The organism is Cytobacillus oceanisediminis (assembly GCF_004366035.1).
GTDB lineage: Bacteria > Bacillota > Bacilli > Bacillales > Cytobacillaceae > Cytobacillus > Cytobacillus oceanisediminis_C.
In genome coordinates this window covers 89904-112512 of record NZ_SOEE01000003.1, presented here as the reverse complement: position 1 = coordinate 112512, position 22609 = coordinate 89904, and the positions used below count along the sequence as shown (strand labels likewise).

Below are 22609 nucleotides of genomic sequence, written 5' to 3'. Positions count from 1 at the left end.
TATGCGGATTCCAATGTTTGCAAAAATTTCAAGTTTCTTTGCCGAATTTCGATTTTATTTGCCAAGTTCACAATTTAAGCAATGATCCAATCTTTAAATGTTAACAGGAGGCGGGTATAAAACCTCGCCCCCATCATTTTAGTAGCCGATATAATCAGTGAACACTTCAAACTGGCCGTTTTTGACTTCTGCTAATCGAATTTGGTTTGTACCAGCATGATTGTCAGGTGAAAATGTAACTGGAGCGGCTAGACCGCCAAGATCAAGATTTGAGATTTTCTCCAGGCCAGCTCGGATCCCTTCGCCTGAAGTCGGGTCTTCAGCAAGTTTTAGGCCTTCAACCATAATTTTGGCAGACACCCATCCCTGGATAAATTTCTGGTTCTTGTCCTCCAGCTTTTCACCTTTGCTTTCTACGAACTTCTTGATTTCTTCCATTCCAGGAAGATCTTCATAAGGGAACGCGTGTGTGACAACCCCGATAAATCCTTCAGCCGCATCGCCCGCAATTGGAAGCAACCCTTCGCCGGCAGCCCAGTTTAAACCGATGAATTGTGTATCAAGCCCAAGCTTTTTAGCATCTTTTAGAATCGTTGCGGTTGCCCCCCAGGTTTGATTGATAATCGTATAATCAGGGTTTTTCTTTTCCATGTTCAGTAATTGGGAGGTTGCGTCAAGTGTTTTCAGGTCAACTATTTGCTCATCAACAATTTCAATGCCATTTTCCTTTGCATAATTTTTGGCATCTTCAATAGGTGATTTTCCAAAAGCCGTATCGTTATAAATTAAAGCTACAGTAGGTGTGCCGCCAGTGTGGTTGTCTTTTATCCATTTCAGTACAGATCTTGCCTGGTCGGAATACGAAGCAGCGGCCAGGAAGTTATAAGGGCTTTCGTCAATATTTTTTAGATTCTCTGAGTATGAAGCAGAGATGAATGGAAGTTTGTCGGCTGCCACCTGCTGGCGAAGGGCTTCTGTGTCACCTGTGCCCCATCCTAAAATAGCCGATACTTTATCTTTTGATTTTAATTTCTGATAAAGTTTTTGAGCTTCAGGAATTTTATAAGCATAGTCATCACCGATTAATTCGAGTTTATAACCGTTGATCTCCTCACCTGCAATGGATTCAAAAAATGCTTTTTCACCTTCTGCATACGGTGTTCCTACATCACCGGTACCGCCCGTTAGGTCAAAAATACCGCCGATTTTGACAGTGGCTTTCTTGTCACCGGATGCTTCCTCGCTGCCTCCTGAACATCCAGCCAGCATTCCAGCCATTAATGATGCTGCCAATAAACCTTTCCATACCTTCTTCATAATGTTCCCCCTCATTTTTACCTCTTTTTATAAAAATTTGAAAGTTTTACTTTCAAAATTTTCAGAAATTATTACCCGGGAATTAATAAGAAAACGGCCACAGCTTAAAGTAGTCTTTAATATTCTTCCAAATTTTTGCGAGCCCCTGCGGTTCATAAATCAGGAATAAGATAATCACGAGGCCAAATACTACCTCTTTCATTCCTATTAAGACTGCAGATAGGTCTGGGAAAATTCCGCTCATCATTTCTACGCCTGACCTGAGGACAACCGGAAGCAGTGTAATAAAAACGGCTCCGTAAATCGACCCGAATACACTCCCTAAACCGCCAACCAGTATGATTGCCAAGTATTCGATGGACACTGTAATGCTGTAAAGCTCGGGACTTACAACCATCGTATAGTGACCCAGCAAAGCTCCGGCGATACCTACGAAGAAGGAACTAACAATAAATGCCAATACCTTATACTTAAACAAATCGATTCCCATAACTTCTGCAGCCACATCACGGTCACGGACTGCTATGAATGCCCTGCCGACCCGCGATCGGAAGAGGTTCAGGGTAAAGGCTGCTGTAATAATCAGCACCACAAACATCAGATAATAATAGCTCCGCTCACTGTAAAAGACAAAACTGCCAAGTTCAGGCCTCGATAGGACCATTCCGGCTGTTCCGCCAGTCAGCGCATCCCAGCGGGAAATAACAAACAAAATGATTACCTGTGCTGCCAGAGTGGCAATGGCTAGATACAATCCTTTTAGCCTTAAGGAAGGCAATCCGAATAGTCCGCCTACAATCGCCGTCACAATGCCGGCTGTCGGCATGGCAATCCAGAAGCTTAAGCCCAGCTTTGCTGTCAGAATGGCCGAGGTATAACCGCCTACTCCAAGAAAGGCGCCTACCCCGATGGAAATCTGGCCGGTAAAACCCGTCAGGATGTTCAGGCCAATGGCACCAATCGCGGCAATTCCGCAAAGAGTAGCCAGTCCAACGATATAATCCGATGCAAACATCGGGAATACTGCAAATATAGCCAGAAGAATAAAGACACGCATCCTTACTCTTGATATTTTCCAGATAGCCATATCTTGTTTATAATTCACATGGAATTCTCCGCAATCCATTACAAAAGGATTTCTCATCGGCTACACCCTCTCGATTTCTTTTTTTCCGAACAAACCATATGGCTTGAACATAAGGATAAATACGAGGATGACAAACGGCATAACCTCTTTCAGTCCGCCACCAACCAATGGATCCAAATATCCCCCGGTCAAGCTTTCAAGAATGCCGATGATCAGTCCGCCGATGATAGCCCCTGGGATACTGTCAAGTCCTCCAAGAATAGCAACCGGAAGTACCTTTAAGCCGATCGCTGAAAGGGAAGCATTAACACCATTAATGTTCCCGAGAAGGATGCCTCCAACTGCAGAAACTATGGCTGCAATCGCCCAGGCAACTGCGAAAATCATTTTAACGCTGATTCCCATCGACATCGCCGCCTGCTGATCATCTGCGGTTGCCCTCATCGCAATTCCCAGCTTCGAATATTTGAAAAAGAGAGTGAAAATGATAAGCATAGCCACAACGATTAAAAGTGACCATAAATAGACGGGCGCAATGACAATTTCGCCCAGTTTAACAGGCTGTTCTGAGAAGATTCTTGGAAACACACGTGTTTCATGGCCCCAAATAATATGGACAATCCCAGCGAGAACACTCGATAAACCGATGGTTGCCATTATCATTGATATGACCGGCTCTCCGATAAACGGCCTCAGAACAATCCGTTCAATGGCAAATCCTAAAACTGCACTGAACATCAGCGCCATTAATAGGGCTGCTATAAAAGGGATGTTGTAGGCTGTAATAAGTGTTAAACATACATACGTTCCAATTAAAAGGAACTCACCTTGTGCAAAGTTGATGGCGTCACTGGATTTATAAATAAGCACAAAGCCCAGTGCCACAAGTGCATAAACACTTCCTACCACGATTCCTGTTACAAGCATCTGCAAGAAAAAAGTCATTAAGCTGCCCCCTCTCCTTCATCCATAAAAATGACCTGAAGCGTTGTTTGGATGGTTTGTTCCATGCCGTCACGATATTTGATCGTGCCATTGACACGTATTTTTTTGTCCTCTGTATAAAGCCCATCGATCAAGGCCTGATATTTTTTAGCAACAAATTGCCTGCGGACTTTCTTTGTTCTTGTAAGCTCCTCATCATCTGCATCAAGTTCTTTATAAAGAAGGACGAATTTTTTAACCCGGGCTTTTTCAGGCAGGGTCTGATTGATTTCCTGCACCTGTTTTTCGATCAATTCCAGCACTTCAGGTTTGGAAGATAAATCGGTATACGTAGTATAGCTGATTTGATTTTTCTCGGCCCAGCGCCCTACATTTTTCATATCAATATTGATCATGGCAACCACATAGGGGCGATCCTTCCCGATTGCTACCGCTTCTTGTATGAACGAACTAAATTTCAGCTTATTCTCGATAAATTGCGGGGAGAACATCTCACCTGTATCAAGACGGATGACATCTTTAATCCGGTCAATGATATACAAATGCCCTTCCTCATCCAGCCTCCCTGCATCCCCTGTATGCAGCCAGCCTTCCTGAATGGTTTCGATAGTGCTTTTTTCGTTTTTGTAGTACCCTTTGCACACACTCGAGCTTTTGATCAGAATTTCCCCTTCATCAGAAATTTCCACTTCTGTTCCCGGTATAGGAATTCCAACACTATCAAGTTTAATGTCGCCATCCCTGTGCACAATGGATATGCCGGCAACTTCTGTCTGCCCGTAAATGCTTTTTACATTGACTCCTATGCTGTGAAAGAATTCAAATACATCGGGTCCCAAAGGAGCACCGCCGGTATAAGCACGCTTGATCTTCAAGAGTCCAAAGTGATCGCGGATCGCACTGAACATCAGATAATCAGCAATTTTATACAAAGCCTTTGTACCAGTGCTGACAGGTTTATTTTCAAAATGGGCTTTAGCTACCTTCTCGCCTATCGGCTTGCACCAGTTAAAAATCTTTCTTTTCAGCCAGCCGCTGTCCTGAATTCTGACCTGAAAGCGCGATACCATATCTTCATAGATTCTTGGCGGCGAAAACATAACCTGTGGCCCAATTTCCCGCAGGTCTTCCAATACGGTTGCCGGCTCTTCAGGGAAATTAATCGTCATCCCATTGTATAAGCCCATAGCAAGGGTCATCATCTGCTCCCCGATCCAGGCAAGAGGAAGGAACGAAACATATTCATCTTTGTCTGTCAGCGGATCAATGTCTGACAAATTTTTAGCCATATCCAGCAGATTCCCGTAAGTAAGCATCGTTCCTTTCGGATTGCCTGTCGTTCCTGAAGTATATGATAAAATCGCCACGTCATCAGCAGTGCCTTTATCAACTTCCTGCACAAATAAATCAGGCTTCTCTGAGTGATAGCTTTCTCCCATTTGCAGAACCTCTTCAAATTCAAACAGGAAATCCTCCCGATAACTTCTCATGCCCCGTGAATCATAATAAATAATCGTTCTGACTTTAGGAATGGAGTCTTTAATTTCCATCAGTTTATCCACTTGCTCCTGATCTTCTGCTACTATTATAGTTGCGTCACAATTATCAATAATGTAACTAAGTTCAGCAGATAAGGATTCCTGATAGATTCCGACAGAAATACCGCCCAAGCTTTGCACAGCAAGCTCACTGATTACCCATTCAGGTCTGTTATCGCCGATGATGGCTAGCTTATCCTCCCTTTTCAGACCTAAAGATGCCAGCCCCAAGCTGAAATTCTTAACTTTCTCCAAGAACGCTTCATACGTGATTTCATTCCAAATTCCAAATTCTTTTTCTCGTAAAGCAACTTGCGACCCATTTATGTAAGCCCTTTCAATCAGTAGCTGCGGAAATGTCATGCTCATAGAATCGCTCCCCCCTACTAAAGTAAACTACCTTTTAGCCGAATTATCTTTTATACCGCATTCTCCTCTCCCAGATAAGCTTCTATGACTCTAGAATTATTCTGAATCTCATCTGGCGTTCCGTAGCCAATCAGCTTGCCGAAATCAAGAACTGCAATGTGATCGGATAAATCCATTACAACCCCCATGTCGTGTTCAATTAATATAATAGTTGTATTCATTTCTTCATGAATGTCGATAATGTATCTGGCCATGTCCTCTTTTTCCTCACTATTCATGCCTGCCATCGGCTCATCCAGAAGAAGGATGTCAGGTTCCAGTGCCAGAGCCCTGCCGGTTTCGACCCTTTTCTGCAATCCATACGAAAGGGTACCAACGGGAGTATTTCGGATATCCTCAATTTCAAGAAAATCGATCACCTGCTCAACTTTTTTCCGATGTTCAATTTCCTCTCTTTGCGCCTTTCCCCAATAAAATCCTCCTGCAAGAAGTCCGGTTTTCATTCTCACATGCCTGCCAAGCATCAGATTGTCCAAAACAGATAAATGCGGAAAAAGTTCGATGTTCTGGAATGCCCTGGCAATACCCATACTGGCTCTTTTGTGAGGTTTATAACGGGTGATATCTTCCCCTTTGAAATGGATGGAACCAGATGAAGGCTTGTATAGTCCGCTAATGCAATTCAGCATACTTGTCTTCCCTGCGCCATTTGGCCCAATAAGCGAAAAAATCTCTCCTTCCTGCACTTCATAAGAGACGCTGTCAAGAGCCACTACGCCTCCAAACCTCAAAGTAGCATCTTTTATATCTAATATCCCCAACTTGCTAACCCCCTTTATTTCGAAAAACAAAATATTTTTTATAAAATTATGAATAGTTTTAATATTCTTTATGTTTTTGCTTTCTCCTTTTTATATTTAAAATATTTTTAGCCCTGAGCTATTTTTCATTTTTATGTGAATTTAAATATTGATATGACAATTTCCTTATGTGTAAGTATTTTTGACTATTAACCAAGTGATATTATTAGGAAAAATCTTCATGTGAAAAACATAAAAAGCTGAACACAGATGTGCTCAGCTTAGGAATTCATTCCATTCAATGTTAATTTCATTAAAATATCCACACTTTTTTTTCCTTTATTTAGGACAAAGACACGATTAATTTCTTCATAAGGTGCCGTTTCCCAGGCTTGGCTGAAAGCGTGCTAAAAAGCCGCTTTGCATATGAAAGTTTGTTCTGGGGACACCTCACCCTGCATGAAGGCTGCTGAAGCTCCGTTTTTGTATTACTAGTTAAATCACGCTTAAATCAATTCCCCGCTCAGATTTTCCTTAAATGTATCTGCTGCCACGTTATTGCATCTTACTGCCGCATGGCAGGTTTGCAAACAAATCCATTCATTTCTTTATTTTCTTCTTGGCTGGTGATTAAAAAAGTTCCGCTTACATAACAATGCTAGTAAACCGAAATTATAAAAGGAGAATCTGACTTGATCTGTTTGTGTGAAGAGTTTTTCTTATCCTATTGCGGCCTAGACGGAAAAATAGCCATTTTAGAAGATAAACATACTGTTTTAAAAAACTTTGGTCTAAACGATGAAAGCTGGCTGGGTTTTTGGAATATTGACTGCAGACTCCTGACTATGTTTTATCAATCCCTGGATGTGCATTATGACTGGTTTATTGTCGTCTATGATTATGAAAAGTTCTGTTCAGACAGAGAAATAAAAGAAGCCATAATCTGGCATGAAATTGGACATATTACCTATCCGGCTGGAAAGAATATAATCTGTACTGATACTGAAGTCCAATGTGATCGGGTAGCTATTGATTACGGCCAGAAGGAAGGAATCATAAAGATTTTGGATCTCACCCTTAAAATGGCACGCTCGCTTAATAATGAAGTGCTGCTGAATATGACAAAAGAAAGACAAAAACAATTACACTTCATATAAGGAGCTGATGTAAGCATTTCAAAATAGTTTTCAGTGCTAAATGTTCCGAAGAGTGGTGGGCAACCCGCAATTTCACCAGGTTTTTGCGGCCAGGCAGAATCTAATAATACTTTTTAATGTGGATTACATATGAAATTTATGGTACTCTTTAATCTTAGAATAGGAAGTGATGATATTGATAAAAATTGAAATCCCTCAGCCCGATCTCGTTATTACAAGAAGCAGACAAACAGGACAGGCAGGAGAGAGTGACCTTAGCAGTGTCTATGGTTTCACAGATTATCATAAAATACCAAGAGACAAGGGCGGCATGATTTTGTTTTTCGATGCGAATGAAGATCTGCTCTTTGTAGGGAAAGCACGAAAATTAAGACAGCGCGTGAAAAAACATTTTGAAGATAATGTTTCCCCAATAAAAAATCATCGCGATGATGTCTATAAAATTGCGGTCATTTATGTGGAAGACAGCATGGAGCGCGAAATTTATGAAACTTATATCATTAATACCCTTCATGCAAAATTTAATATAGACAAAGTATTTTACAAATAAAAAAAGGCCATCCCGGCCTTTTTTTATTTGTAAAAAAGTATTACTTTGAACTTTGATAACTGTCTAGCGCAAGCAGACTGTCCCCTCGAGGTGAGCCCCCAGGACAAAGGATCGTCAGCATAAACATCGCACGACTGAAAGCGACAGCTTTTGGGAGGGCGTGGCGGTCTTAGTCTGAGTTCCTTCTTGGGCAAGGTGTTTCCGCATTTCTAATTAATCAATTTCTTTTTTGTTTTTGCCTTTAATGAACCGGTATGTCAAATACGCTATGTAAAGCGGAATCGCAATATAAATTAAATCGGGAAATGGTCCATAGGAGCCCTTATAAATAACGTACAGGACACTTCCAAGAAAAATGGTAACAATCGTCCCATATTTCGGAAGAGGGACTTCCTTAAAGCTGGGAATCCGAATTCTGCTTACCATTAGAAAGCATAGTGCAGTGAACACAACAGTTGTAATGATATTGGGAATACGGTCGCCAAAAAGGGTCAGTATAGCCATTATCCCTCCTGCTGCTGTTATCGGAACTCCTATAAAATAATTTAATGAGGACTTTGGGGGACTGATATTGAATCGGGCAAGCCGATATGCCCCGAATAGAGGAAAAAGACCTGAAACGATTAATCCAAGGATTCCAAATTGAAAAAAGTATGTATAAAAGACCAAAAATGAAGGGGCTACCCCAAATGTAACAATATCTGCCAGAGAATCAAGTTCCTTTCCAAGCGTACTATCCGCCTTCAGCATTCTTGCTAGCCTGCCGTCCATGCTATCAAGCATCATGCCGATTAAAATTAATATTGCTGCATTTTTAAATTCGCCATTGGCAGCCATTCCGATTGAAAGAAAACCGCAATATAAATTACCCAAAGTGACCATATTGGGAATTGTTTTAATAAAACGCACTAGTGACCATCACACTCCAAAAATAGAAAAAAGTTTATTTTAATATATATTCCCTTTCATTATACCATTTAATCTTCTTCAAAGCCCTCCTCTTTCATAGAAACATTCGCCGACAAAAAGAAAGAACCATAATCATCATATAGATTTAGGGCTCTTTCATGAATTTATAAGTTGTAGAATCGGCTATCCGAAAGACAAGCTCGCCGACTTTTATTTAGAATACTTATTTTGTTGTCAGAGCTTTAACTTTCTCTGCTGACATTCCAGCAATATTGCTTAAGACTTCCTCATTATGTTCTCCCAATTTTGGAGGGCCAGCCACTGATGAGTCAAATCCTCCATGCATTTTAACTAAAGGGTAATTCCCGTCTCGTTCATAAATCCCCTTAAAAAGTGGAAAGTCTTTTAATTCACCTGTCTCCAATACCGGAGTCAGGCAGCAATCCACTCTTTGCCCGAATTCAGTCCACTCTTTTAATGTCCTGCTTTTAAATAATTCGGTCATCTCCAAATATACAGGATTATTGCCAGAGGCACGGGAAAAATGGGAATCCATCCAATCCTCCCTGCCGGCACTCTTGCAGAAGTTTATCCAGAACTTCGGCTCTAATGCCGCAAGAGCAGCAAACCGCTCATCCTTTGTTTGATAAATAGAGTAGGCGACGATTTCCCCGTTTAGTACCGAAAGCCCATTTGGATACCCCGTTTCGTTTTCAATCAGCAAATGGTTTCCCATGATGGAAGCCATCACTTCAGCAATTGAAATGCAGTGATACCCGCCTTTGCCGGAAATCCTGCTGGAAAGAAGGGCTGCAAGTATCCTTTCACTCGCGGCCATTCCTCCCATAAAGTCCGCTATTGTATTGGACGGGTGAACAGGACGGCCGCTGCCGTCCTTAAGCTGGGAAAGGGCACCGCTTACTGCCATATAGTTTAAATCATGGCTGCCTAAATATTGATAGTCTTCATTCTCCCCATAGCCTGTCAGGGAGCAATAAACGATAGCAGGCTTGTGGCTCTTTACAGTCTCATAATCTAGTCCGAGTTTTTTCATGACTCCTGGCCGAAAGCTTTCCAGCACGGCATGACTTTCAGAAATCAGCCTAAGGGCTGCACTTCTTCCTTCCTCACTCTTCAAATTGAGTGTAATGCTTTTTTTACCGCGGTTATTGGCGGCAAACACTGCTCCTGTACCCTGTATTTTAACATCCAGCTGTCTTGCGGGGTCACCAGTCAAGGTTTCAACCTTAATCACCTCAGCTCCCAGCTCTGCAAGCCTCTGGGAGGCAAACGGACCAGGGAGATAATTGGAAAAATCAATTACTCTTATGCCTTTTAACATCATGCATCCCTTTCTTCCGGCTACATTTTCCCCTCAGCGAACAGATCCTCCAACTGCTTGCGAAGCATAAACTTTTGAATTTTGCCGCTGGCATTCCTTGGCAGAGCTTCACAGAATACGTATTTTCTTGGCCGCTTATAATTAGCAAGTTCATCACTATTTCTGCACAGTTCATCCAGCTCATTTTCAGATAGTGCCGGATTTTTTTTAACCACAAATGCTGTGACCGTCTCACCCCAGCGGTCATCAGGCTGGCCGATCACTGCCACATCCAGTACGCCATTATGCGTATATAAAATATCTTCCACTTCCCGGGGGTAAATGTTTTCACCGCCGCTAATGATCATATCATCGACTCTGTCTTTGACGTACAAGTAGCCTTCGTCATCAAGATATCCTATGTCACCTGAATGATACCAGCCCCCATGCATGGCAAGATCGTTTGCCTCATCCCGATTAAAATAACCACTCATCATGCATGGACCTTTCACGATGATTTCACCTGTTTCCCCTGGTGGCACCAAATCCTCAGGATCTGATGGACCATTTTCATTCGGCCTTACAATTCTAATCTCATGGTTTAAACAAGCCTGCCCGGCAGAGCCTGCTTTCCGGATTTGATCATCTTCAGATAAAAACGTAATCGCTGGCCCCATCTCGGTCATTCCGTATGCCTGTACGAGGGATATGCCTAATTTTTCCCGGCAGGCATAAACAAGTGCCGGAGCCATTGGAGCTGCTCCATACAGTCCCAGCTTCAGGCTTTCCAGATTATATTGGCTTAAGTTTTCCTGAAGCAGCATATTCCACATGGTAGGTGCTGCAAAAAACTTTGTAATCTTCTCATCTGAGATTAACTGTAATACTTCTTTTGCATCAAAGTGATGGAGGATGGTATTTTTAGCTCCCACATGCACCCTTGGCAAAAAGGCACAGTGAAGCTCTGCACAGTGGAACATTGGTGCAGTCACGAGACCATTGTCACTGCTTTCAAGCTTTGTGGCTCCTATTACGATTAAACTTTGTTCAGCCATATCCCGATGCCTGTGGACAACTCCTTTTGGCCTTCCCGTGGTACCGCTTGTATACATGATCGCGTACAAGTCATTTTCGCCAATTTCTATTTCGATTTCATCATGCGATGCTGCATCCACTTTTTCACGATAGGATGAAGCATATCCGGGTGCCTTGTCATCAATGTACCAGAAGGATGTATGCGGAAAACGTTTAGCTATTGGGGTAATGCCGGACTCCAGCATTTGTTCAAATAACACTACTTTTGGCTCTGCATCCTGAAGGATATAAGCAACCTCTTCTGACATCAGCCTAAAGTTGATCGGATTAAAAATGGCACCGATTTTTGCACATGCAAAGAATGCTGTTGCAAGCTCCTCAGTATTAAATAGGTAGGTTGAAACCCTGTCACCCTTCCTGACTCCCTCCTTCATTAAGGCATTCGCCAATTTATTGATCTCAATGCTCCATTCCTTATAGGTAAGACGCAGATTTTTTCTGACATCATACAGGGCTTCTTTATTCGGAAACTTTCCGGCAGTTAGATCGAAAACTCTTCCAATAGTAGTAGTCATTTTCATTCCTCCCCATTCTTCAGTCTAAACGTTCAATTATAGTTGCATTTGCCATACCAAGGCCTTCACACATGGTCTGAAGTCCATAGCGCCCCCCTGTTCTTTCGAGTTCATGCATCATGGTGACCATCAGCCGTGCACCGCTGCCTCCCAAAGGATGGCCGAGTGCAATGGCTCCGCCGTTTGGATTAAGCTTTGCAGGATCTGCTCCAGTTTCTTTCAGCCAGGCAAGCGGAACAGGAGCGAACGCTTCGTTCACTTCAAATACATCGATTTCCTCAATAGCCAGTCCAGCTTTCTTTAACACCTTCTCAGTTGCCGGTATCGGTCCAGTCAGCATTAAAGTAGGATCAGAGCCAACTGCTGTGCGGGAAAGAATCCTGAATCTCGGCTTCATTCCAAGTTCCTCTGCTTTATCGCGTGACATAATTAATAGTGCTGCGGCTCCATCACTGATTTGACTTGAATTTCCTGCATGAATGACTCCATTCTCCTTAAAAACAGTCCTTAAGCTTCCAAGTGCTTCCAGCGATGTTTCCTTTCTGGGGCCAGAGTCCTCCGATATCGTCATGAGCTGCCCATCAGGCAATTTCACATCTAATGGTGCAATCTCTCTCTCAAAACGTCCTTCACTCTGGGCTTTTAAAGCCTTTTGGTGGCTCTCTAATGAAAAGCGATCAAGTTCTTCTCTAGTAAAACCATATTTTTCAGCAATGCGTTCAGCTGATAAGCCCTGGTGGATGATTTCATGTCTGTCTGTCAGTTTTTCACTGAACCCTACACCCTGATAACTGGAGCCGATAGGGACACGAGACATGCTTTCGACACCGCCCGCGACCACAATATCCATATCTCCCGCCAAAATAGCCTGAGCTGCAAAATGGACAGCCTGCTGGCTGGAGCCGCATTGACGGTCAATGGTGGTACCCGGCACTTCAATCGGAAAACCTGCGATCAATGCTGCGACCCTTGCAATATCGCCTGTTTGTTCGCCTATTTGCGAGACACATCCAAGAATGACATCATCAATGATTTGCGGATCTATACCCGCACGTCCGACAAGTGCCTTAAGTGCTTCAGCAGCCAGATCATCCGCCCTGATATCTTTTAAAAAGCCGTTTTTTCTTCCTACTGGCGTTCTGACACCTTCGACGATGACAGCTTCACGCATGTTTACTCCTCCTCATAAACCCATGTTCTTCGCAATAATGGTTTTCATGATTTCATTTGTACCTGCATATATGCTGGCAACTGGTATATCCCTGTATCTCCTTGCAATCTCGTATTCTTCCATATAGCCATAGCCGCCATGAAGCTGCATGCATTCCGCGGCAATATTCCGGGCATTTTCTGTAAGCTTCCATTTCGCCATGGAGACCTTTGTAACTACATCTTTTCCTGCCATATGCTCTGTGATCAATTGATCAAGGAACGACCTTCCCATCTCTATATCTGTTGCCATTTCGGCAATCTTAAATTGAGTGTTTTGAAACTGGCTGACCGGTTTTCCGAATGCCTCGCGATTCTTAACATAATCCAATGTTAAATTAAGCATTTCTTCAGCAGCCACCTGAGCAGCGATTGCTACGACAAGTCTTTCCTGCTGCAGCTTTTCCATCAAATATAGAAAACCTTTCCCTTCTTCTCCAATCAGATTTTCTTTCGGAACCTTACAATCTTCAAAAATTAACTCTGCTGTATCCTGACAGTGAAGTCCAACCTTGTTTAATTTTCTTCCCCTTGTAAATCCCTTTGTTCCCCTCTCGATCGCAAGCAAGCTTATTCCTTTATACCGGGGAACTGCATTGGGATTGGTTTTACAGGCTATGATGACTAAATCGGAATGAATTCCATTGGTTATAAAGGTCTTTTCGCCATTCACTATATAATGGTCACCTTCAAGTCCTGCTGTCGTTCTGATGCCGGCTAAATCAGATCCGGCGCCAGGTTCAGTCATTGCGATAGCAGTAATGATTTCACCTGCAGCACACTTTGGCAGCCACCTTTCCTTCTGCTCATCTGTTCCATAAGCAGTAATATACGGAACAACAATATCATTATGGAGCCCAATTCCCACCATGCCGGAGCCAACACGTTCAAGTTCTTCATTGATGACTACTGAGAAGCCCCAATCAACATTGCTTCCGCCATATTTTTCTTCAATATCAGGGCATAAAAAACCCTGCTCCCCCATCTTGTACCAAAAATCCCGGGGAATGATCCTGTCCACTTCCCATTTGTCATAATTCGGATAGGCTTCCTTCTCTAAAAACTTACGCAGTGATTGCCGAAATATTTCATGCTCTTCCTGAATGTATGAAGCAGCCATATTATGATCCTCCGAATCTAAAATTTTTTTGACATAACTCAAAGTACTATTCCTCATCTCCGAAAAGGCTTACATTTATATTGTACAATAATTATCAATATTTTTAGAACATTTAAAATTCATTTTTTCAAAAAAACCTATCCTTTGCAGAAAGGGCTGGTGCTCTAATTTATTTTGGCTGCATACGGATGCCGCCATCCAGACGGATCGTTTCTCCATTCAGCATCGGATTCACTAGAATACTCTCAGCAAGCCTGGCATATTCCTCAGGATAGCCCAGTCTTGAAGGAAAAGGCACCATTTTGCCCAATGAATCCCTTGCCTCATCAGGGAGAGAATCAAACATAGGTGTATTAAACAATCCAGGGGCAATCGTCATAACACGAATCCCATAACCCGCAAGCTCTCTGGCAATTGGCAAGGTCATGGCAACCACACCGCCTTTTGATGCACTATATGCAGCCTGGCCAATTTGTCCTTCAAAGGCTGCTACAGAAGCAGTGTTAATAATGACGCCTCTTTCACCTTGATCATTCGGACCATTCTTTGCCATTTGTTCAGCAGCCAGGCGAATGACATTAAAAGTCCCGACCAGATTAATCATTATGACCTTTTGGAACATGTCCAGTGTATGGACTCCCTTTCGGCCAAGCAGCTTGGCGGCAATTCCGATGCCTGCACAGTTAACGGCAGTATTAAGGCTGCCAAATTGTTCAGAAGCAAATGCAACTGCTCGCTGCACGTCTTCTTCTTTTGTTACATCCGTTTTCAAAAAATGAACATTTCCCCCCAGTTCCTTGACCAGATGGCTTCCCCGATCTTCCGCCAAATCTGCAATAAGAACTTTTCCGCCGCATCCGGCTATTTTTCTCACAGTCGCCTCGCCAAGCCCTGAGGCGCCGCCAGTGATAATGACCCTGCAATCTTTCAATTCCATAGTGAACCTCCTTTTATTAATCATATTTTTCTATGAAGACATTTCCATTATGAATTCAGATTTTCCTGCTGACTGACCGAATTCCCTGCTGATTATTTATCAATTTCTTGTAATTACACAAAAAAACAGCTCCTTTTCAGAAGCTGTTATTCTATGCCAAATACCGATCGCCAAGAATTTCTCTAAGGTGCTGTCTGACCCGGTACAACTTTGTTTTAACAGTGTTTGGATTGAGATGGAGAATGTCCGCTATTTCTTTCTCTTTCAGCCCGTGCTTTGTTTTAAGAAGGAAAACCCTTTTCTGTTCATAGGAGAGGGAATCCACATAAGCGTATATCTGCTCCTCAAGCAAATTGACTTCTGCTTCCTGCCCCGCATCAATATATTTACTTTCCATGCAGTTTTCAAAATCAACGGAATCCTGTATTCTCTCATATGTCCTTCTTTCTTTCCGGACAAAGTCAATCGCAGTTCTGGTTGCAATCGAGGATAACCAGGCCCCCAGCTTTTCCTGATCATCAATGCTGTCCATTTTTTTATATGCTTTGAGAAGCGATTCCTGCACAACATCCTGTGCAAGATAATGATCCCGGGTTATATTATAAGCAATATGATAGAGACGTTTATTGTAGAGCCTGCAGATCTCTCTCATATCCATTGAAGGTTTAATCACTTTAATCCCCCTCTCCTATAGGTTTCTACTCTTTTATTGAAGCCGTTCTTTTATAAAGACTGGAACTGTTTTTTCCGTAAAGCTTTTAATATCAATTGTCCTTTGCTCATCAAAATAGAACGCAATAATATAGTCTCCATCCATGAATCCATCTGAATTCTTCAAGCTGCTTTCTATTTGATTCTTATCTGTTAATTTGACAGCAGATTTGCTATCTCTCATTTCTTCAAAAACTTCTTCATACGAGTACCCTGCAGCAAAGTTGACATCGATATCCTTCGCTTTTGCAGCCAAAGCATAAGAAATATCATTGCTGTTCACTCTTGCTTCATTCAGTAATGACTTCTCTTCCAGCCATTCCTCAAATCTTGAATAAGAAGGATACCAAGGCATATAAGCTTTATTGCTGTCATTATAAAAAATCTCAATATGCGCATATGGCTCGTCACTTCCCTGGAGCTCTTCAAAGGAAGCAGAATCAACTTCTTCAGTTAATACCTCAATAGCCTCTTTTAGATCTTTATCGTCTGTAATAACCGCCCGCTTAGTAACAGGCCCATTTGGAGTAATGGTTAATTTCGTTGTAGCATCTGCTGAAACCTGATAAATTTCATTTGTTGCCTTTTTATATTCATCCGATTCATAAATCAGCTTAAGAAATGGCTTGTATTCCTTTTTATTAATCCTATAATCACGGACTAGCTTTTCACCATTCTTCAGTTCATACACGATAAAAACTGAATCACGGCCCGGGATCTCCGCAAGCCTGTTTTCATCCTTTACAATCGTCTCATGAAATCTTCTGACCAAATCAATATTCTCGTATTCCTTCAAATATAAGGGTTCCTCATGATCGATATCACTATAAAGATAAAAACTCTCGCTAAAATGAACCCGCTCGATTTCATTGCCCCGTGGTATGTTTTTTTCATATTGAGTAAAGTCAAATTGGAATAAAATGAATAAAGCAGCCATTAGAGCTGTGTATGCCATCAATCCTTTCATATTAATGGTCACACGCCATGATTTTTGCAGAACCATTTCGGCAGCGGCATACCCAATCAATGCTCCAAACAGATATCCAGCTATGAGCCAGCTAATGCCGCCTCGCATCTCACCGAAATATCCTCCCCCTAAAAGCATCGTGCAAAAAGTTACACTATATTTAAAAATGGGTTTTGTAACCGGAAAAACAAGCGCCTGGGAAACAGCCTCCATTCTTCTTCTTTTATAGATCTGCAAACCAAGATAATACAGAGTCAAAATAAGAAAGAGATAAATAGCAGCCTCTGCACTTGACGGGGTACGCATGTTCATCTGGGTTAGTGCAATTAAGGGAGAAAACTTCTCAAATTTGCTTGCCATATAATATTGGTCTGGATAGCCAAATAAATAGAATGGCAAATTAATAGAGACTAGAATGATCAGGCCTACAGGGAGCAGGAGGAAAATATACGTTAGGGCACCTTGAACGGCAGATAACCCCGTAAGCATCCCCACAGAAACTCCTGCCAGGTAAATTACAATATTTAATAAAAGGGTGATGCCCACCCAATTGAATATCTCCCCAATTGAATAGAACTCCTGCAAATTCATGGGCTGGTAAAGCATCAGAACTATTAAAGCAATGAGTAAAACCGGTAAAATTAATAACATGATTCCAGTTAAAGCATACTGATGGAAAATGGATGCACGCTTGACTGGGAGGCTGTGCATTAAGTCGCTGTATTGTTTTACCTGTGTGAATCTGAATAAGAACACAGACAAGATTACCGGCACTGATATATTAAATATATACTGGAGCTGGAAGTTGTATTGAAATAGATTGTCAATGTCCAGAAATTTCCGCTGTTCCTCTGAAGAATTCATTATTATATCAAGTGGAATAGCGAAGAACAGACCAAGAAAATATACAATGGAAACCCAGCCGACACTTCTGAAAATCGTTTTTAAAATTTCCCTTTTAACCAAGGATGTTCTGGACTGCATATCCAATGTCCCCCATTTCATAAATGAAGATCTCCTCTAAAGTAAGGGGAAGCATATCGAAAATCACTGGCTTAAATTGTTCTACATATGACGATATTTCCTTAGCATCTCCCTTTACAATGCAGAGGATAACGCTGCCTCTTTTTTCTTTATGAAGGATTCTCAGCGAATCGAAAATGGCTGGTGCAGATCCTTTGAAAGCCACCTGAATCTTATGTGTATCTGTTTTAAGGTCATCCAGGTCTTTTTCCAGGATCATACGCCCTTTATGCATGATGCCAATAAAATCACATAAATCTTCCACTTCACGCAGATTATGAGAGGAAATAAGGATAGTCATTTCTCTTTCGGCAACCTCATCTATAAGCAGGCTTTTCACTTTTTTTCTCATTACCGGGTCCAGCCCATCCATAGGCTCATCCAAAATTAAAACCTCCGGCCTGGCAGACAAAGCAAGGATAAAAGCAGCCTGCCTCTGAAAGCCTTTTGAAAATCTATGAATCTTTTTATGCATGTCCATTTCAAAAATTGCAGCCAGTTCTTCAAAGCGGCCGTCATCCCATCTGCTGTAAATATTTTGATAAAATTGTGCCATTTGCTTAACTGTATATTGAGGCAGAAAATAGGGATGATCCTGAATAAAAAAGATCTTTTCTTTAATTACCGGATTTTCGAAGACCGGCTGGCCGGCAATGGCAACAGACCCCTCATCCTCCGCATAGATGCCTGCCAAAAGCTTCAGGAGCGTTGTTTTCCCGGCTCCATTTGAACCAAGCAAGCCGTATATGGACCCTTTATTGACTTTGATGGAGACATTTTCTACAGCATCCATCTCATCGAATGATTTACGTACATTACGGATTTTGATCATCTTCTACCCCTCCCCCTATAGCTGCTTCTAATTCCTGAATCATCTTAAATAATTCATCTTTTGTAATTCCAAGATATATAGCTTCTGATAAAAGCTTTGAAAGCTCATTTTTCACTTTTTCTATTTTTTCGCTGTTCAGATTGGGAGTCGCTGGACTGATAAAGCTGCCCTTTCCCTTTATAGAATAAATATAGCCCTGGGATTCAAGTTCCCTGTATGCCTTTTGAATCGTATTGGGATTGATTGTCAGCTGATGGGCCAGCGTTCGAACGGAAGGCAGCTGTTCATCTGCTGTTAAGACCTCGGTGATGATCAGCTCTTTAAGCCGCTCAACCAACTGTTCATATATAGGCTTTCGGCTCCTTACGTCCAACTCAAACATGTTTACCCTCCCATCTGTATGTAGTGTACTATCATTCATAGTACAGTTAATACAGTTAGATTATATTACAAGTAATTGGAAAAGAGAAGAGGAATTTTAAATTTTTATAAAAAGAAAAAACTGGCTCAGCCAAAGGGCTAAACCAGTTATAATTAATTATTTAGCAGATTTCACATTCACCGGAGGCGGAGGCAAAATCATGTTGGAACGCCTATTGTTTGTTGCGATGATATAAACTGCGGCGACTGCGATGCAAACCGCAATGAAGGAACCGAGATTGAGGATCCCTTTTTGCGAATACCATACAATCGAGTAACCCACTGACCCAGCCAGCAATGCATAATAGAAGAATGGGAAAAGGGTTTTACGAATGACAGTCCCTTCTTTCCCTACAAGACCAACAACAGCTGATGCAGCAACCACGTTATGGACACAAATCATGTTTCCAGCTGCTCCTCCGACTGCCTGAAGGGCTACAATCCAGGTTGCATCCACTCCAATCTGTGAACCAACATCATATTGGAATAGAGAAAACATCATATTACTGACAGTATTACTTCCCGCGATAAAAGCCCCGAGCCCTCCTATAAACGTTGCAAAGAACGGCCAGAATTCTCCTGCAAGTGCTGCGGCACCATTCGCGAGCTCGATTGGCATCTGATTATAGCCTGCCTCTCCCCCGCCGGTATTGATAAAAACCTGTACCATCGGAACAGTGAAAATTAATGCGGTTGAAGCAGCAACAGTTGTTTTCCCTGAGTCTGCCCAGGCTTTTTTGTAAGAACCGGAATTCATTCCATGAATGAAATAGGTGATAATGGATACAAGAATAAAAATGGTACCCGGCAAGTACAGCGGCTGGAAACTTGAAGTGATGCCGGAATCGAAAATGTTTTCAAACTTAACCGTCCAGGCCTGGAGCCACCCCAGGAATGGAAGCGATTTCAATCTGGACAATACTAAGAATAAGCCAACTAAAACATAAGGAGTCCAGGCACGCATCATGCTCATGCTTCCGCTTTTGTGGGCAACTGCTTTGATTTCAAGTTTACCAGTCCACTCCGGATCCCACTTGGATTTCTCTTCAAAATCCCAAACCTGATCCTTAGGAGGCATAAGGAATCCTTTTTTAGCTGCAAAAACAACAATTGCTAAACCAGCTAATCCTCCAATCATAGAGGGGAATTCAGGTCCAAGAACATTGGCAACAATGACATAAGGGATAGTCATGGCAAAAGATGCGAACAGGGCAAACTTCCAAATCTTTATCCCTTCTGTAAACGATTTGTTCTTGCCAAAGAATCTTGTCATTAAAGCTACTACAAATAAAGGAATTAATGTGCCTGCAATCATATGGAGAATAGCTACTTGTCCGGCAATTTGCGTTACCAGTCCGAGCAGATTATCTGTAAGGCTTGCATTGCCTGATAAACCGGTCTGCACACCAACTAGCATCGGAGTGCCTACTGCACCGAATGAAACTGGTGTGCTCTGAATGACCATCCCGGCAATTACAGCTGCCATAGCCGGGAAGCCAAGACCCACTAATAGCGGTACAGCTACTGCAGCAGGAGTCCCAAACCCGGATGCGCCTTCAATGAAAGATCCAAACAGCCAGGCAATGATAATTACTTGAATTCTGCGGTCAGGAGAGATATCGGTAAATCCCTGGCGGATGGTCTTTAAGCCTCCGCTTTCCTGCAGAGTATTCAGAAGCAGTATTGCACCAAAAATAATGTATAGGAGTGTTCCGGCGACAACCAGGCCATTAATGGATGCGGCCGCCACTTTTGCACCCGACACCTTCCAGACAAATAGCGCCAGGACAACAGCTACAAGGTACGAGATGGGCATAGCCTTACTTGCCGGCCATCTCAGTCCGACAAGGAATACTGCAACTGCAATAATTGGCAATAATGATAATAAAGCTAACATTCCAGTACTCATTAATTACTTTTCCCCCTTTTGTTTTGTAATAGCGAACAATAAATGCACTTTGTTGCGGACTGCGAAACATGTTATATAACTATAATTGTTTTGTTATACAACAATGAATCAAGCTTATTTTTATTATACAAACATTTTTCATAATTTCAATAATATTTGGAAAATTTAATCTATGTATTTACACAAAAATATTTGTATGTATATACATACAAAATTAGCCCAATATATCTTTTCATCAAGATATATTGGGCTAATCCCAACTTATTCAGCTGACGTGTCCAAGCCGGGAAGAAATCCCTTGTCCTGTCCTTACCATTATAGATTTTAATGCATCAAGACGATCACTTGTCATCCTCATTGTCGGGCCTGATATACTGACTGCAGCAATGACTTTGCCGAGATGGTCAAAAATAGGAACGGCCACACAAGTAATCCCATATTCATTTTCTTCAAGATCAAGCGCATATCCATTTTGCCTGACCTGCCCTAATTCTTTCATAAATTCATCTTTATCCGTTATGGTTTTATCGGTATGGACCGGCATCCCTTTTCTTTCAAGGATATCAATAACAACGCTTGAAGGCAGATGTGCCAGAATGGCTTTGCCGACAGATGTGCAATGCATCGGAGCTCGTTTTCCGACTTTAGAATGCATCCTTAAAGTCTCATTGCCCTCAAGCTTCTCGATGTACACAACCTCTCCCTGATCATAAACGACCAAATGAATGACTTCATTTGTTTCATTTTCCAGTTCCTGCAGAAAAGGTCTTGCCTCTGCACGCAAATCGATTGATTCAAGCAGTTTTGAACTGATCTCCAGGAATTTATACCCTAATTTGTATTTGCCGGTTTCGCTATCCTGTTCTATATATCCGTACTGAACAAGAGTAGAGAGAATACGATAAACAGAGCTTTTATTGATATCAATCTGATTGGCAATTTCCGTTACGCCAAGACCGCTTTTTTTCAGGCTGATCAATGTGATAATATCCAGTGCCCTGCTGACGGACTTGACCATGTTTTCTCTTTCCACAACACTCACCTCTGGTGCAAAAACCTTAATCCATTACACATAGATTATACCGTTTTTGCGCTTTCACGTGCTACTGCAAATGTATTCCGCAGAGCTCCAATCTCTTTGATCTCACATTCGATAACAGCACCTGACCTAACCATCTCAGCTCCAACAGGACTTCCTGTAAGGATTACGTCACCTGGCAACAGCGTCATGACATTAGTCAGGTAGGATATCATTTTTCGGATTGGGATAATCATTAATTCTGTGCTGCTGTTCTGCTTCTCTGAGCCGTTTAATTTTGCTTCCACTTTAACCTGAAATGGATCCAGGTCTGTTTCGATTACCGGACCAAGCGGAGTAAATGTGTCAAAGGATTTGCCAATTGTCCAATGCCCGTCATTATGGAAGAATTGCGGTGCAGTAACATCATTGCCTACTGTGTAGCCAAAAACATAATCAAGCACATCTGACTCTGCTACATTTTTAGCTTCTCTGCCTATTACCACTGCCAGTTCTGATTCAAATTTCACCTCTTCAATGCCTTCAGGAATGATAATATCCTCATCAGGCCCTATAACAGAAGATACAGGCTTAAAGAAGAATACAGGAATTTCCGGGAGTGTCTCAGGCAAATCTGATTTCACAGACACATAGTTAGCTCCAATACCAATAATCTGATTTGGAACCAGAGGTGCAAGCTGCTTAGCTTCATCCGCCGAAAAGCTCTGGCCAGTATACTCCCATTCTCCGAAAATATCACCTTTAATTTCTTTAAATATGCCCCCCTCTGCTACTCCTGTATGTACTGCTCCTTTAACTTCAAATCTTGTAAATTTCATTTTCTTCCCTCTCCCTTCAAT

At 42.0% G+C, this 22609-nt stretch carries 20 protein-coding genes; 2 read left to right on the top strand and 18 right to left on the bottom strand.

What is annotated here, in order from left to right; translation table 11 throughout:
• Positions 1–138: 138 nt before the first annotated feature.
• The 5 genes from DFO72_RS08830 to DFO72_RS08810 form a co-directional block, all read right to left on the bottom strand.
• Complete coding sequence (locus tag DFO72_RS08830) at positions 139–1317, bottom strand: ABC transporter substrate-binding protein (RefSeq protein ID WP_113881339.1); 1179 nt, start codon at positions 1315–1317, stop codon at positions 139–141.
• Positions 1318–1399: 82 nt separating this feature from the next.
• Positions 1400–2461 carry a branched-chain amino acid ABC transporter permease gene (locus tag DFO72_RS08825; protein ID WP_113881338.1) on the bottom strand — a complete coding sequence of 354 codons (1062 nt, stop codon included), beginning with the start codon at positions 2459–2461 and terminating at the stop codon, positions 1400–1402.
• Positions 2462–2464: 3 nt separating this feature from the next.
• Entirely contained in the window at positions 2465–3349 is an 885-nt protein-coding gene (locus DFO72_RS08820) for a branched-chain amino acid ABC transporter permease (RefSeq protein ID WP_113881337.1), read from the bottom strand.
• Positions 3349–5256, bottom strand: coding sequence for an AMP-binding protein (locus DFO72_RS08815; RefSeq protein ID WP_113881336.1), 1908 nt, complete (start codon positions 5254–5256; stop codon positions 3349–3351). Before DFO72_RS08815 ends, DFO72_RS08820 begins: the two co-directional genes overlap by 1 nt.
• A gap of 50 nt (positions 5257–5306) precedes the next feature.
• Positions 5307–6077: an ABC transporter ATP-binding protein gene (locus DFO72_RS08810; RefSeq protein WP_113881335.1), complete on the bottom strand. Its 771-nt coding sequence runs from the start codon at positions 6075–6077 to the stop codon at positions 5307–5309.
• A 671-nt stretch (positions 6078–6748) separates the two neighbouring features.
• Here DFO72_RS08810 and DFO72_RS08805 point away from each other — a divergent pair.
• Entirely contained in the window at positions 6749–7213 is a 465-nt protein-coding gene (locus DFO72_RS08805; protein WP_113881334.1) for a hypothetical protein, read from the top strand.
• A 175-nt stretch (positions 7214–7388) separates the two neighbouring features.
• Entirely contained in the window at positions 7389–7763 is a 375-nt protein-coding gene (locus DFO72_RS08800) for a nucleotide excision repair endonuclease (protein WP_071155251.1), read from the top strand.
• 213 nt (positions 7764–7976) lie between these two features.
• On the opposite strand, the gene pssA is transcribed toward DFO72_RS08800, so the two are convergent.
• The 13 genes from pssA to DFO72_RS08735 all read right to left on the bottom strand — a co-directional run bounded on the left by pssA (position 7977) and on the right by DFO72_RS08735 (position 22588).
• A complete protein-coding gene (pssA, locus tag DFO72_RS08795) occupies positions 7977–8672 on the bottom strand; it encodes a CDP-diacylglycerol--serine O-phosphatidyltransferase (RefSeq protein WP_009333556.1) in 696 nt (231 codons plus the stop codon).
• A 223-nt stretch (positions 8673–8895) separates the two neighbouring features.
• A complete protein-coding gene (locus tag DFO72_RS08790; RefSeq protein ID WP_113881333.1) occupies positions 8896–10014 on the bottom strand; it encodes a CaiB/BaiF CoA transferase family protein in 1119 nt (372 codons plus the stop codon).
• Between the two features lie 20 nt (positions 10015–10034).
• The gene (locus DFO72_RS08785) at positions 10035–11603 is read right to left on the bottom strand and encodes a fatty acid--CoA ligase (protein ID WP_113881332.1); all 1569 of its coding nucleotides are present in this window, start codon (positions 11601–11603) and stop codon (positions 10035–10037) included.
• 19 nt (positions 11604–11622) lie between these two features.
• Complete coding sequence (locus DFO72_RS08780; RefSeq protein WP_113881331.1) at positions 11623–12774, bottom strand: thiolase family protein; 1152 nt, start codon at positions 12772–12774, stop codon at positions 11623–11625.
• A 12-nt stretch (positions 12775–12786) separates the two neighbouring features.
• Complete coding sequence (locus DFO72_RS08775) at positions 12787–13932, bottom strand: acyl-CoA dehydrogenase family protein (protein WP_113881330.1); 1146 nt, start codon at positions 13930–13932, stop codon at positions 12787–12789.
• A gap of 169 nt (positions 13933–14101) precedes the next feature.
• Positions 14102–14869 (bottom strand): 3-hydroxyacyl-CoA dehydrogenase, encoded by a 768-nt coding sequence (locus tag DFO72_RS08770; RefSeq protein ID WP_113881329.1) that lies wholly within the window; start codon positions 14867–14869, stop codon positions 14102–14104.
• A 151-nt stretch (positions 14870–15020) separates the two neighbouring features.
• Positions 15021–15542, bottom strand: a complete 522-nt coding sequence (locus tag DFO72_RS08765; protein ID WP_243856105.1) for an RNA polymerase sigma factor — start codon at positions 15540–15542, stop codon at positions 15021–15023.
• A gap of 33 nt (positions 15543–15575) precedes the next feature.
• The gene (locus DFO72_RS08760) at positions 15576–17552 is read right to left on the bottom strand and encodes a DUF6449 domain-containing protein (RefSeq protein WP_113881328.1); all 1977 of its coding nucleotides are present in this window, start codon (positions 17550–17552) and stop codon (positions 15576–15578) included.
• Positions 17506–18402 carry an ABC transporter ATP-binding protein gene (locus tag DFO72_RS08755; RefSeq protein WP_113881327.1) on the bottom strand — a complete coding sequence of 299 codons (897 nt, stop codon included), beginning with the start codon at positions 18400–18402 and terminating at the stop codon, positions 17506–17508. Before DFO72_RS08755 ends, DFO72_RS08760 begins: the two co-directional genes overlap by 47 nt.
• Positions 18386–18784: a GntR family transcriptional regulator gene (locus tag DFO72_RS08750; RefSeq protein ID WP_113881326.1), complete on the bottom strand. Its 399-nt coding sequence runs from the start codon at positions 18782–18784 to the stop codon at positions 18386–18388. The genes DFO72_RS08755 and DFO72_RS08750 overlap by 17 nt, the downstream gene beginning before the upstream one ends.
• A gap of 156 nt (positions 18785–18940) precedes the next feature.
• Positions 18941–20731 (bottom strand): L-lactate permease, encoded by a 1791-nt coding sequence (locus DFO72_RS08745; RefSeq protein ID WP_113881325.1) that lies wholly within the window; start codon positions 20729–20731, stop codon positions 18941–18943.
• A gap of 265 nt (positions 20732–20996) precedes the next feature.
• Entirely contained in the window at positions 20997–21764 is a 768-nt protein-coding gene (locus DFO72_RS08740; protein ID WP_113881324.1) for an IclR family transcriptional regulator, read from the bottom strand.
• A gap of 44 nt (positions 21765–21808) precedes the next feature.
• Positions 21809–22588 (bottom strand): fumarylacetoacetate hydrolase family protein, encoded by a 780-nt coding sequence (locus DFO72_RS08735; protein ID WP_113881692.1) that lies wholly within the window; start codon positions 22586–22588, stop codon positions 21809–21811.
• Between the last annotated feature and the right edge of the window lie 21 nt (positions 22589–22609).